11 protein-coding genes are annotated in these 11,971 nt (G+C 44.0%); 7 read left to right on the forward strand and 4 right to left on the reverse strand.

Features of this window, described 5'->3' with window-relative positions:
* Positions 1 to 515, reverse strand: a 515-nt coding sequence (locus ACYTXL_RS31035) for an SRPBCC family protein (RefSeq protein WP_461927980.1), incomplete at its 3' end; no start/stop codon positions are given.
* Positions 516 to 923: 408 nt separating this feature from the next.
* Between ACYTXL_RS31035 and ACYTXL_RS31040 the strand changes: the two genes are divergently transcribed.
* Genes ACYTXL_RS31040 through ACYTXL_RS31050 form a run of 3 tightly spaced genes read left to right on the forward strand, consistent with a single transcriptional unit; the run spans position 924 to position 2,495 of the window.
* The gene (locus ACYTXL_RS31040; RefSeq protein WP_292803932.1) at positions 924 to 1,118 is read left to right on the forward strand and encodes a hypothetical protein; all 195 of its coding nucleotides are present in this window, start codon (positions 924 to 926) and stop codon (positions 1,116 to 1,118) included.
* Between the two features lie 8 nt (positions 1,119 to 1,126).
* Positions 1,127 to 1,207: a rubredoxin gene (locus tag ACYTXL_RS31045; protein WP_461927989.1), complete on the forward strand. Its 81-nt coding sequence runs from the start codon at positions 1,127 to 1,129 to the stop codon at positions 1,205 to 1,207.
* A 49-nt stretch (positions 1,208 to 1,256) separates the two neighbouring features.
* Positions 1,257 to 2,495 carry a BaiN/RdsA family NAD(P)/FAD-dependent oxidoreductase gene (locus tag ACYTXL_RS31050; RefSeq protein ID WP_461927981.1) on the forward strand — a complete coding sequence of 413 codons (1,239 nt, stop codon included), beginning with the start codon at positions 1,257 to 1,259 and terminating at the stop codon, positions 2,493 to 2,495.
* Between the two features lie 168 nt (positions 2,496 to 2,663).
* Here the strand turns inward: ACYTXL_RS31050 and ACYTXL_RS31055 are convergent, their stop codons facing one another.
* Complete coding sequence (locus tag ACYTXL_RS31055; RefSeq protein ID WP_461927982.1) at positions 2,664 to 3,146, reverse strand: SMI1/KNR4 family protein; 483 nt, start codon at positions 3,144 to 3,146, stop codon at positions 2,664 to 2,666.
* Positions 3,147 to 3,568: 422 nt separating this feature from the next.
* Between ACYTXL_RS31055 and lpxD the strand changes: the two genes are divergently transcribed.
* Positions 3,569 to 4,621: a UDP-3-O-(3-hydroxymyristoyl)glucosamine N-acyltransferase gene (gene lpxD, locus ACYTXL_RS31060; protein WP_461927983.1), complete on the forward strand. Its 1,053-nt coding sequence runs from the start codon at positions 3,569 to 3,571 to the stop codon at positions 4,619 to 4,621.
* Positions 4,622 to 5,003: 382 nt separating this feature from the next.
* Here lpxD and ACYTXL_RS31065 read toward each other — a convergent pair whose 3' ends face one another.
* Complete coding sequence (locus ACYTXL_RS31065) at positions 5,004 to 5,909, reverse strand: CoB--CoM heterodisulfide reductase iron-sulfur subunit B family protein (protein WP_461927984.1); 906 nt, start codon at positions 5,907 to 5,909, stop codon at positions 5,004 to 5,006.
* Positions 5,910 to 6,329: 420 nt separating this feature from the next.
* Between ACYTXL_RS31065 and acpP the strand changes: the two genes are divergently transcribed.
* The 3 genes from acpP (at position 6,330) to tkt (ending at position 10,596) form a co-directional block, all read left to right on the forward strand.
* Positions 6,330 to 6,584, forward strand: a complete 255-nt coding sequence (acpP, locus tag ACYTXL_RS31070; protein ID WP_461927985.1) for an acyl carrier protein — start codon at positions 6,330 to 6,332, stop codon at positions 6,582 to 6,584.
* A 242-nt stretch (positions 6,585 to 6,826) separates the two neighbouring features.
* On the forward strand, positions 6,827 to 8,077 hold the full coding sequence (fabF, locus tag ACYTXL_RS31075) for a beta-ketoacyl-ACP synthase II (protein WP_461927986.1): 1,251 nt from the start codon (positions 6,827 to 6,829) through the stop codon (positions 8,075 to 8,077).
* A gap of 491 nt (positions 8,078 to 8,568) precedes the next feature.
* A complete protein-coding gene (tkt, locus tag ACYTXL_RS31080) occupies positions 8,569 to 10,596 on the forward strand; it encodes a transketolase (protein ID WP_461927987.1) in 2,028 nt (675 codons plus the stop codon).
* 452 nt (positions 10,597 to 11,048) lie between these two features.
* Here the strand turns inward: tkt and ACYTXL_RS31085 are convergent, their stop codons facing one another.
* Entirely contained in the window at positions 11,049 to 11,672 is a 624-nt protein-coding gene (locus tag ACYTXL_RS31085; RefSeq protein ID WP_461927988.1) for a Uma2 family endonuclease, read from the reverse strand.
* Positions 11,673 to 11,971 lie beyond the last annotated feature (299 nt).

Genomic DNA, 11,971 nt, shown 5'->3' on the forward strand with positions numbered 1-11,971 from the left:
GTAGGTAACTCAAAGTTCATAGCTTGTTGAATAAAAATTGAAGGTATGGGGATATTAGGCGTAGCCTGCACACTGTAAGCTAGTAGAGTACCATTACCACAATCTTCAAGCTCCAAGTTGGCTGTAAAGTCCAGAAAAGTCCCTTTCTCCATCCGAAATTGGATTTGTTGACCTAGTACTTCTACGACGTTGAGATAAATTTCAACTTGAGTTGTGAAAAACATAAAGGCTTTTTGTGCTACTTGATATAGATGTTTGCCGTCGCCTTTATGCAAAACTTCGCTTTTGGTGATGTCAGGAAAATATTGTACCCAACGAGGGTAATCAGTTAATTGCTGCCAGACTTGCGATCGCACCATCGGCAAATACATCCAGGCTGTCACCGCGCCACCCCACGTCTTGTGCGATCGCGTTTCTACCAAAATTTCACCCTGTACCAGCAACCTTTGCTTGTCTTGACTCCAAGCCATATCTGAACCTGCAATAATTGAGTCTGATATATAAGATGCAGACATAAGATTTAAGTTACTCCTCAACTCATCCACCTAAATGGAGTTGAAACCACAAGCCATAAAACTTGATTTAGATTCAACCCACTAAATTCTAGTTCCAATCTAATACTTATCTTTTCTGGAAACGGTGATTTTTTGCTAATTATTTCAGAGACTTTACTGTAAAAGCTGTATTTCTGATCACAATTAACACAATCAATGCTTAAGTGAATTTGATCAGAGTAATATTTGGAGATGAAAAACTGAGTTGTTAACGGCTAGAATTGCACAAACACGACCAAATATCAAGCACCTTACCTCAAGGTTTGGATAGCATCTCTCGATTTTTAGGTATTATTTCTGATGAAACGGCAACTTCATCGTAACTTCATATTTTATCTGTAATCTCTGTTGAGTTGAGGGGAAAACTAGGTGAATCAATCTTCTTTAAATCGTAGATTAATCCAGATTTTTGGTATCCTTCTCGGTATTAGCGTCGCCATCTGGGTACTGAGAGGCTTTGGAATTCTGACTTTTATTCCAGGGGGAATTATTTGGCTATTGCTACTTGGGGCGATCGCGATCGCAATTATCAGTTATGTCCAAAGGAGATGGTGGCGTTTTTAATCTGATTTATGAAGGAGTCATTAGTCGAAGATTGGTCATGTCCAACTTGCGGTGCGACAAAAGAGGACTTTGAACCAGTTCAAAAGTGAAGATAACGGCTAGCCTAGTAAAGTACGTGCTATTGAGAAATTTTAGAACTTGCTACCGTTACGAATCGTAGTTATTGGGGGTGGGGCAGCAGGATTTTTTGGCGCGATCGCTTGTGCTAAAGCTAATCCTGATGCCGAAGTTACTTTACTCGAAGCCAGTCGCCAACCTCTAGCGAAAGTGCTAATTTCTGGTGGCGGACGCTGCAACGTTACTCATGCTTGCTTTGACGCTGAGGAGTTAGTCCAAAATTACCCCAGAGGTGCAAAAGCTTTGCGGGGTGCTTTAACTCGTTTCCAGCCTCAAGATACAGTAGCTTGGTTTGCTGCTCATGGAGTCTATCTCAAAACTGAAGCTGATGGCCGAATGTTTCCTGTCACCAATAGTTCAGAAACGATTGTGGAATGTCTGATTAAAGCGATGGCGACATCTGGGGTAAAACTCTGTATCGGGACACATGTAACTTCCGTGAAACGAACCTCAGCAACTTGGGGGTTTGAAATTTTTCTGAAGTCGGGAGAGACAATTAAATGCGATCGCTTACTTCTGGCGACCGGCAGCAGCCTTGTAGGTTATAAAATTGTCCAAGAGTTAGGTCATCAAATTGAACCGCCAGTACCCTCATTATTTACCTTCAACATTCTCGATCAAAAGTTGAGAGAATTAGCTGGAGTTAGCGTTAACCCTGCCCAATTGCGGTTATCTGCGGGCGGAAAATCCCAATTACAACAAACTGGACCATTATTAATTACCCACTGGGGTTTGAGTGGCCCTGCCGTTTTGAAGCTTTCTGCTTGGGGTGCGAGAGTTCTGTACGAAAGCCGCTATCAAGCCAGATTATTGATTAATTGGCTACCTGATTTGCACCAAGAACAAGTGCGAGAAAAAGTTTTAGCAGTTAAGGATGAATGGGGAAAGAAAGCGATCGCATTGCATCGCGGCGTTGATCTACCCCATCGTCTCTGGCAATATATCATTGCTCGTGCAGGCATTACCACAGAAGACCGTTGGGCAGAAATATCTAGTAAAACTTTAAATCAATTGGTGCAAGAACTTACTCAGGGACAATACTTAATCAACGGCAAAGGAGCCTTCAAAGAAGAATTTGTTACCTGTGGCGGCGTCAAGCTTAAAGAAGTCAACTTCAAGACAATGGAAAGTAAATTAGTTCCTGGTCTTTATTTTGCTGGAGAAATCTTAGATATTGATGGCGTCACCGGTGGGTTTAACTTCCAAAGTGCTTGGACAACCGGGTATTTAGCAGGAGTGGCAATGGCAAGTAGCGATTAGTGCCACCAACCACAGAGATTATGACAGTTTAAAAGAGTTTGTAGTAAGCACTTTAGTGCTTAGAATATAAGGACTAAAGTCCTTACTACGAACTTATCAAAATTAATGTAGTAGACTACGATAACGGTTATCGTTAAATTTTATTATCAAAAAGATAACTTGTAAATTTTATCTTAGTCCTCTCCTTATCAAATATTCAACTTGTTCTACAAATTCCTCTATCCAATCCATTACAGATTTACTGGACTCTTTGATTATGTCATCGTCACCTAGAAAATAAACAGAACAGTCATCTTGTCCATCAGCAATAATAAACCACGGATCTCCATGTAAAGCACAGATACAGAAAGCATTTTCAGGTAAAGGTGTACATTCTTCTCCCTCAGCAATTGACTCAAGGATAATCTCTTGCTGCCACTCATTCATTTTGATAAGTTGGTCGAAGTAAAACTCAAATTCCGATCCTCTAACAAGCTTTCCGGCACTATGCCCAAGTAAGGCTAATATTTCCTTGTAGATTCTTGGCAAAACTCCATATTTACTCTCAATGTATGCAGTTTGCTCTGAGTTACATCCTTGTAGATCTTGCTGATTTTTTACTATTCCACTAGTAAACAAGCGCTCTCTTAATTCTTCTATATTCTTAATCATTTCAAAATATGTAACTTTCTGGAGGAGGAATCATCTCTATCTTAATTACTAGACCTCTTAGAAAAGTCAAACACCCACCCGAAAATAAATTTTCGGGCAATAGTTCAAGTTCGTTTAAACCGACTAAGGAACGTGGATTAAATAAAATGCAAAACTTCATCCTGTATCTAGCTTCCCTCTCCAATATATCGGAGAGGGATTGAGTGTGAGGTAAGCCAGGGACATAAATTGTATGTTATTTAATTCTTATTCTTAATGACAGTAGTTTTAGTCCGTTTCAACGGACTTTTGCTATTAGCTAGGGATTTTAGTCACTGGCGGTTCAAGTATTTTCGCAATAGGTTTATTAATTATCTGACTAGTACAAAACTGCGTAAATCAAGCTACCATCCTTTGTAGATCAATTTTGAACACACCCAACAATGAAATTCAGCGAAATCCTGTGCCAATTTGGTGACGCCGCCACCAATCATAGTCTGACTAGCAACCCAGATCATGACCCAGAAATTACCGGGTTAGCAGCCATTGATGAAGCTCCCAACGGTACTCTCAGCTACGTAGAAGGTGCAAAATTTGGGTCTTTTGTTAGTAAGACCAATGCTACTGCTTTAATTTTGCCCCAAGACGAAAAATTACAGGTGCTTGCACAAGAACGCGGTATTGTCTGGATAGCAACCGCAGATCCGCGACTGTTGTTTGCCAAAGCGATCGCACTTTTTTACCAACCATATCGCCCCATCCCAGAAATTCATCCCACTGCTGTAATTGACTCCACGGCAAAAGTTGGTAGTGATGTTTATATTGGTCCCCATGCTGTGATTCAACAAGGGGTAGAAATTGGCGATCGCGCAATCATTCATCCGAATGTGGTGATTTATCCAGATGCCAAAATCGGCGATCGCACCATCTTACACGCCAACTGTACCATCCACGAACGCACCTGCATCGGTGCAGATTGCGTCATTCATAGTGGTGCTGTCATCGGTGCAGAAGGCTTTGGTTTTGTTCCTACCCGTACCGGTTGGTTTAAAATGGAACAATCCGGCTATACAGTTTTAGAAGATGGTGTGGTAGTTGGCTGCAACAGTGGCATTGACCGCCCAGCCGTCGGAGAAACGCGGATAGGTCACAATACAGTAATTGATAACTTAGTGCAAATAGGTCATGGTTGCCAAATCGGTGCCGGCTGTGCGATCGCAGGTCAAACTGGCATGGCGGGAGGTGTTAAACTCGGAAATCGCGTTATTTTAGCTGGACAAACAGGAATAGTCAATCAAGTGAAGATAGGAGATGGGGCGATGACATCTGCTCAAACTGGAATTCACAGCGATGTTGCACCAGGAGAAATTGTCTGCGGAAGTCCAGCCCTTCCTTACAAACTATATCTCAAGGTATGTGCTGTTTATGGTCGCTTGCCAGATATGTATCAATCACTAAAACAATTGCAACGTAAATTGAAAAATAGTGATGATTAATTTTAGATAAGAACTCGGAACTTCAGCTTCAGAACTCGAAACTTCAAGCTCAGAACTCGAAACTTTAGCTTCAGAACTCGAAACTTCAGCTTCAGAACTCGGAACTTGGAGAATTTCCTATAGTACACACAATTAGTAGAGGTACAACATTGTTTATGCGTGTCAACTTAAGGTAGAAGTTAGGTAAGAAAATGGTTATAGGGTTGCCCTCATCCCCTAACCCCTTCTCCCAAAATGGGAGAAGGGGAACTGGAGAATTTGCTCCCCTCTCCCCAAAATGGGAGAGGGGCTGGGGGTGAGGGCAAAACTCATACACTCAGCAGCTTTCACCTTAAGTTGATCTCAATGAATATTGTTGTGGCCCTACCTTGTACTCCCTAAACTAAAATCCTAATTTCTCCAGCACTGGCTTTGTGGAAACAATATGGCGTTCTAAACCCAGTTCTTTGGGACTAACCCCAAGTGCCAAAGCAATCAACTGGGGTAAATGCAACACTGGTAAACCTAGCTTCTGTTCAATCACCTTTTCTACCTCTGGCTGACGCGAATCTAAATTTAAGTGGCACAGAGGACAAGGCGTAACTATACAGTCAGCACCAGATGCCAACGCGTCCTGAATATGCATCCCCGCCATTTTGAAAGATTCGGTAGTGGCATAACTAGAAAGTGGCCAGCCACAACATTGCGTCCGTCCTCGGTAATAAATTGGTGTTGCACCCACCGCCCGAAACATATTTTCCATCGCTTCCGGTTGGAAAGGGTCATCATAAGGCATAGATTTTTGAGCGCGGAGGAGATAACAGCCATAAAAAGCCGCACATTTTAATCCAGTCAACTTCCGGGTGACACGTTTAGTAATTTCTTCTAAACCGTAATCTGTTACTAAGGCGTAAAGGAGATGTTTAACCTCAGTACTGCCGCGATAAGGCGAACAGCCTTCTTTATGCAGCAAGCCATTAACCTGTTCAATGTAAGCAGGGTTAGTTGTCTGAGATTCTTTCAGGTGTTCGTTGACGTGACCGATAACACCTTGACAAGTGCTGCAATGGGTAAGTAAGGGTAGATTTAATTCTTCTGCTAGGGCAATATTTCTGGCGTTGACTGTATCTTCTAGCAGTTGGGAATCTTCTTTAAATGTGCCGGAACCACAGCAAGCAGCTTTTTTAAGTTCAACCAATTCAATGCCCAATGCTTGGGTAAGCGCTTGAGTTGACTGGTAAAGTTCCCGACAGGCACCTTGAGCAACACAACCGGGAAAGTAAGCGTATTTCAGCGTGTGAGGTAGCATAGTGATATGTTTGGGTTAGAGCGATCGCTCTAAACAATAACTGTTTTATCATCCCTTGTTAGCACCGAAGTTCTGATGTTTGACGTTGGGCGACCCTTTAATCGTCTAGGTTCAAAGCCACAGCATCTACATATTCTGATTGCTAGCAAGGCTGTAAATACTGATCTAGACATTGTAAAAAATTTTAGCAATAATTAACCCGAAGCATTTACACGCTATCGGCGATAGCGTAGCACGCTCCACTGCCCAAGTGTTAAGAGAAAACTTACCTGATTCTTTTTAGGAATGGGAGTGGTTTTCTCACAGAAAAACCCTTAGCAGTATGCGGGCGATCGCGCTTGACGATAAGATGTATATGCTCAAAACAATGTCTCCTCTAAAGAGCAGATTCTCGCAACTGGTTAAGGACTTTTATTATTTATGAGCCAAACCGAACTTTTTGAAAAGGTTAAGAAAATCGTCATCGAACAATTGAGCGTTGACGACCCTGCCAAAATCAAACCCGAGTCCAAGTTTATGGACGATCTAGGAGCAGATTCCTTGGATACCGTTGAACTGGTAATGGCGTTGGAAGAAGAATTTGATATCGAAATTCCCGACGAAGCTGCCGAGCAGATTATATCGGTTCAAGATGCAGTAGATTACATCAACAACAAAGTTACCGCATCAGCTTAACTCTTGATTGGGGATTGGGAAGATTTTTCTCCAGCACTTAGTCACCCGAAGGGTAACGTTAGGAACGTCGCTAACGCTGACACTAACACCCGTCGCTCTAAGTCGGAAATCCGATGGCAGTCGCTCATAAAGGAAATCTTTAAGACGCTTCGGGTGACGCTCCTACCGCGCTGGCTCACCAGTACCTAGTCGCTAGTCTCGAATTTTTTGCCTGCTGCTTTTTCGCCATTTTTAACTGAATCATGACAGATTATACACGTAAACGCGTTGTTGTAACTGGTGTTGGCGCGATTACACCTATAGGTAATACAGCAACAGAATATTGGGATGGATTATTGAGTGGACGCAATGGCATAGACCACATCACCCTTTTTGATGCGTCTCGCCATGATTGCCGCTTTGCTGGTGAAGTGAAAAACTTCGATCCACATGATTACTTGGAGCGCAAAGAGGCCAAGCGGATGGATCGATTTGCCCAATTTGGGGTTGCGGCAGCAAAACAGGCTCTATCTAACGCGGAGTTAGTGATCAATGACCTGAATGCAGAACAGGTAGGTGTGATGATCGGTTCTGGCGTTGGTGGCATCAAGGTATTAGAAGACCAGCAAACTATCTACCTGAACCGTGGTCCCGATCGCTGTAGTCCATTCATGATCCCGATGATGATCGCCAATATGGCCGCAGGATTAACGGCTATTCACACGGGGGCTAAAGGGCCAAACTCCTGTCCTGTAACTGCCTGCGCTGCTGGCTCCAACGCCATCGGAGATGCTTTTCGTTTAATTCAAGGAGGATATGCCCAGGCGATGATTTGCGGGGGAACGGAGTCGGCTGTCACACCATTGTCGATAGCTGGGTTCGCCGCTTGTAAGGCACTCTCTTTTAGCAATGATCACCCAACTACAGCTTGCCGTCCCTTCGACCGCGATCGCAACGGATTTGTTTTGGGTGAAGGTTCAGGAATTTTAATTCTAGAAGAACTGCAACACGCAATCAGTCGCGGCGCTCACATTTATGCCGAAATGATCGGTTATGGTATGACCTGTGATGCCTACCATATCACCTCCCCCGTACCTGGTGGATTCGGAGCCGCTAGAGCGATCGAACTAGCGCTCAAAGATGCCAGTATAATTCCCGAACAGATAAGCTATATTAATGCCCACGGTACCAGTACCCCGGCTAATGATTCAACTGAAACCTCAGCCATCAAAAAAGCCTTGGGAGAATATGCTTATAAAGTAGCAATTAGCTCCACCAAATCAATGACAGGTCATCTATTGGGCGGTTCTGGAGGGATTGAAGCAGTGGCAACAGTGCTGGCGATCGCTAATGACCAAATTCCCCCGACAATCAATCTGGAAAATCCTGATCCAGAGTGTGACTTAGATTACGTGCCTAACTTTAGCCGCGCTCAAAAAGTCGAGGTGGCAATATCCAATTCTTTTGGATTTGGCGGTCATAATGTCACACTGGTCTTTAAGAAATACGTCTAAAAAAAGTCAGGAGTCAGGAGGCAGAGGGAGATGAGGGCGATGAGGGAGTAAGAATTTTAGATTTTAGATTTTGGATTAAAGAATTGAAATTTAATCCAAAAGACGCGACGCTCGAATACTCGCTAACGCTGCGCTATCGCGGACTCGCTAACGCTCCGCTATCGTCAATCCCTTCTCCCAAGGGGAGACGCTGCGCGAACGGGTTCAGCAGTCGCTCATGGGGGAAACCCCCTGTTCCCGCGCTGCTTCACCAAAATCCAAAATTGAATTGCCCAATGCCCCATGCCCAAAGTATCAGAAATATCATTCCGATATAACTTAAGCGTTCAGCATGATCCAATTATCAGCTTGATTTATCACCAGAAACTCAGGAGATCCCGCTTGTCCATCCACAAGCGGGAATGGGATGATAAGGATATGTGGGGAATCTAAAATAACCCCAGCAAGAGAAGCTACCAAGAATGCTAACCCGTCGTTAAAAACAAGAGATTATGACTGTTGCAACCCAATCCCCCAAAGAAGTTTCCCTCGAAGAACTTTGTATTAACTCGATCCGCTTCTTGGCTGTTGATGCCGTAGAAAAGGCCAATTCGGGACACCCAGGACTACCGATGGGCGCGGCTCCGATGGCTTTTGTACTTTGGGATCGCTTTTTGAAGTTTAACCCCAAGAATCCCAAATGGTTTAACCGCGATCGCTTTGTCTTGTCTGCCGGTCATGGCTCGATGTTACAGTACGCCCTGCTTTTTCTGACAGGCTACGACAGCGTCAGCATAGAAGATATCAAGCAATTCCGTCAATGGGAGTCCAAAACCCCTGGACACCCGGAAAACTTCATGACCCCAGGCGTGGAAGTCACCACCGGGCCATTAGGTCAAGGAATTGCCAATGCAGTCGGTTTAGCGATCGCTGAAGCGCACCTGGGCGCAAAATTTAACAAACCTGATACCAAGATTGTTGACCATTACACCTACGTAATTGTAGGTGACGGTTGCAACATGGAAGGAATTTCTGGTGAAGCTGCTTCTTTCGCAGGACACTTGGGATTAGGCAAACTCATCGCTCTGTACGACGATAACCACATTTCTATTGATGGTTCCACAGATGTAGCATTCACCGAAGATGTTTCCAAGCGGTTTGAAGCTTATGGTTGGCACGTCCAACACGTCAAAGATGGCAATACCGATTTAGCAGCGATCTCCAAAGCAATTGAAGCAGCCAAAGCTGTTACTGATAAGCCTTCTTTCATCAAGGTAACAACCACCATTGGTTACGGTTCACCCAATAAACAAAACACTGCTGGCGTTCATGGCGCTGCTTTGGGTGCAGACGAAATTGCCTTGACTCGTAAACAACTGAAGTGGGAATACGAGCCTTTCGTAGTACCCGAAGAGGCTCTCAACCACACACGCAAAGCAGTTGAGCGCGGCGCAGGTTACGAAACCGAATGGAACAAGACCTTTGCGGACTACAAAGCTAAGTATGCCCAAGAAGCGGCTGAATTTGAACGCTACATAAGCGGCAAACTAGCCGATGGCTGGGATAAGGTACTACCCACCTACACCCCAGAAGATAAAGGAATACCCACCCGCAAACACTCAGAAAACTGCCTCAACAAACTAGCGGGGGTTTTACCTGAATTGATTGGTGGTTCAGCTGACTTAACCCACTCCAACCTGACCGAAATCAAGGGTAAGGGCGACTTCCAAAAAGGGCATTACGAAAACCCCAACATCCACTTTGGGGTACGGGAACATGGTATGGGCGCAATCTGTAATGGGATCGCGCTGCACAGTTCGGGATTAATTCCCTACGGTGCTACTTTCTTGATCTTCACAGATTATATGCGTGCTGCCATCCGCTTATCCGCCCTTTCCCAAGCTGGCGTAATTTGGGTAATGACTCACGATTCCATTGGACAAGGTGAAGATGGCCCCACACACCAACCCATTGAAACTCTGGCATCCTTGCGAGCCATTCCGAATTTAACCGTGTTTCGTCCCGCAGACGGTAACGAAACCTCTGGCGCTTATAAAATAGCGATCGAAAAGGCGAAGCAAAACGCTCCGTCTCTGTTGGCGTTCACCCGTCAAAACGTCCCCAACTTGCCAGGTACATCGATTGAAAAGGTGGCGAAGGGTGGATACACCGTGGTAGATAGCCAAGGTACACCTGAGATCATCTTGATTGGCACTGGTTCAGAATTGAGCCTCGCCGTCAGCGCAGCCGAAAAACTCACAGCCGAAGGTAAGAAAGTCCGTGTCGTCTCGCTACCTTCGTGGGAACTCTTTGAAGCACAGGATGCAGCTTATAGAGAGTCCGTTCTGCCGAAAGCTGTCACCAAGCGTTTATCTGTAGAAGCTGCTAGCAGTTTCGGTTGGCACAAGTACGTGGGTACTGAAGGCGATACTGTTAGTATTGATCGCTTTGGTGCTTCGGCTCCAGGCGCTGTTTGTTTAGAGAAGTTTGGCTTTAGCGTTGATAATGTATTAGCTAAGGCTAAAAAATTGTTGGGTTAATAGCAACAGAATATTCTCGAAATTTTGTGGGTTGGGCATCTTGCCCACCCTTTTTTACTTAGTACTGAGTGCGGTAAACTCGATAGAGTAGAAGCTACATGGCACATTATAGCAATCGAAGTATAGGTTAGGACGTTAAACCAATAGCTGTATCAACTCTCTGCCGAAAATTTTTCATAGTATCCCTCTTGTGTCACTCTCCCCAAACTTTTGCTATTTCTGAATTCTAGAGCTTTTGTATAGCAGGCGATGGCTCCGCCGTACCACTTCGTGGAAGCAAGCTACGCGCAGCGTCTCGTAGAGAAGCGCATCGCGCGATTCTTTTCTAATAACAAGTACAAGACCAATTTTTTTCTAATAGTATAGCTTGTATTGGTTGCCTTATGAGCCTTCTAGCGATCGCCCTCGCGGAAAGTGATAGAAGAGTGATAATCTTAATAGACACCGTGAATCTAGCTGACCACACCAGCGTGAAAAATTTGTTCTGCGGTTAAATTCAACTCTGGGAAAGTTGGCGATTGGATACGGTCATTACCTCGAAATTTATTAATTACATACTCACCTTCTTCTAAACAGCAAACCAAAATAGTCAGTTGTTTTGGCTTGCCAATGAATTCCCTACCGCCCAATGCGGCATAGTCCACAATCCAATATTCAGGAATTCCCATTTGTTCATAATCAGCATATTTTTTGTGGTAATCATCACGCCAATTAGTACTTACTACCTCTACTACCAAAGGAATAGATACAGCTTGGCTTACAGTAGATGCTTTTTTCCATAGAGGTTCGTTTACTAAATTAGGTTGATTTAGTATCAGGACATCTGGTGAATAAGCTGATTCGTTTTCAAGTGGTTTGACGAAAACTGTTTTTGGGATGAAATAAGGAAGATTTAAGCGACTATATTCTAAAGTGATTTTTGTAGCTAAAAATCCAACGACCTCTTCATGCTCACCTACTGGTTGTGCCATCTCAACAATTACTCCATCATGTAGTTCATAACGCCGTTGTGAGTTGTCTGGGCATTGAGCAACAAATTCATCGAATGTAACTAGTTTGCGTAAGGCTTGAATCATGGCTTTATTCCTGAAAGCAAAACTGATATGAGTGTGAAGGAGGTAGGCGGGAGAAAAAAGACTTATTCTAAGCGTATTGCAATTCTGAGGCTTGTTGATCTTTTGAACTCAGTTAATGAGTCTTTGAACTGGATGAATTCATCTTTGATCCTGGTTAAACCGCGTCTATCTTGAAATCTGTAGTTCTTCGGTGATGAAAAGGATTTGCCCTCATCCCCCAACCCCTTCTCGCAAATTTGGGAGAAGGGGAACCCTCACCCTAAATCCCTCTCCCATATCTGGGAGAGGGATTTAGGGGG

Source organism: Nostoc sp. (assembly GCF_054880495.1).

What these genes read in the sequence shown, in the direction of transcription:
- ACYTXL_RS31045 (WP_461927989.1), top strand. Translation starts at nt 1,127, where the DNA reads ATGAAGGAGTCATTAGTCGAAGATTGGTCATGTCCAACTTGCGGTGCG.
- ACYTXL_RS31055 (WP_461927982.1), bottom strand. Translation starts at nt 3,146, where the DNA reads ATGATTAAGAATATAGAAGAATTAAGAGAGCGCTTGTTTACTAGTGGA.
- lpxD (WP_461927983.1), top strand. Translation starts at nt 3,569, where the DNA reads ATGAAATTCAGCGAAATCCTGTGCCAATTTGGTGACGCCGCCACCAAT.
- ACYTXL_RS31065 (WP_461927984.1), bottom strand. Translation starts at nt 5,909, where the DNA reads ATGCTACCTCACACGCTGAAATACGCTTACTTTCCCGGTTGTGTTGCT.
- acpP (WP_461927985.1), top strand. Translation starts at nt 6,330, where the DNA reads ATGAGCCAAACCGAACTTTTTGAAAAGGTTAAGAAAATCGTCATCGAA.
- fabF (WP_461927986.1), top strand. Translation starts at nt 6,827, where the DNA reads ATGACAGATTATACACGTAAACGCGTTGTTGTAACTGGTGTTGGCGCG.
- tkt (WP_461927987.1), top strand. Translation starts at nt 8,569, where the DNA reads ATGACTGTTGCAACCCAATCCCCCAAAGAAGTTTCCCTCGAAGAACTT.
- ACYTXL_RS31085 (WP_461927988.1), bottom strand. Translation starts at nt 11,672, where the DNA reads ATGATTCAAGCCTTACGCAAACTAGTTACATTCGATGAATTTGTTGCT.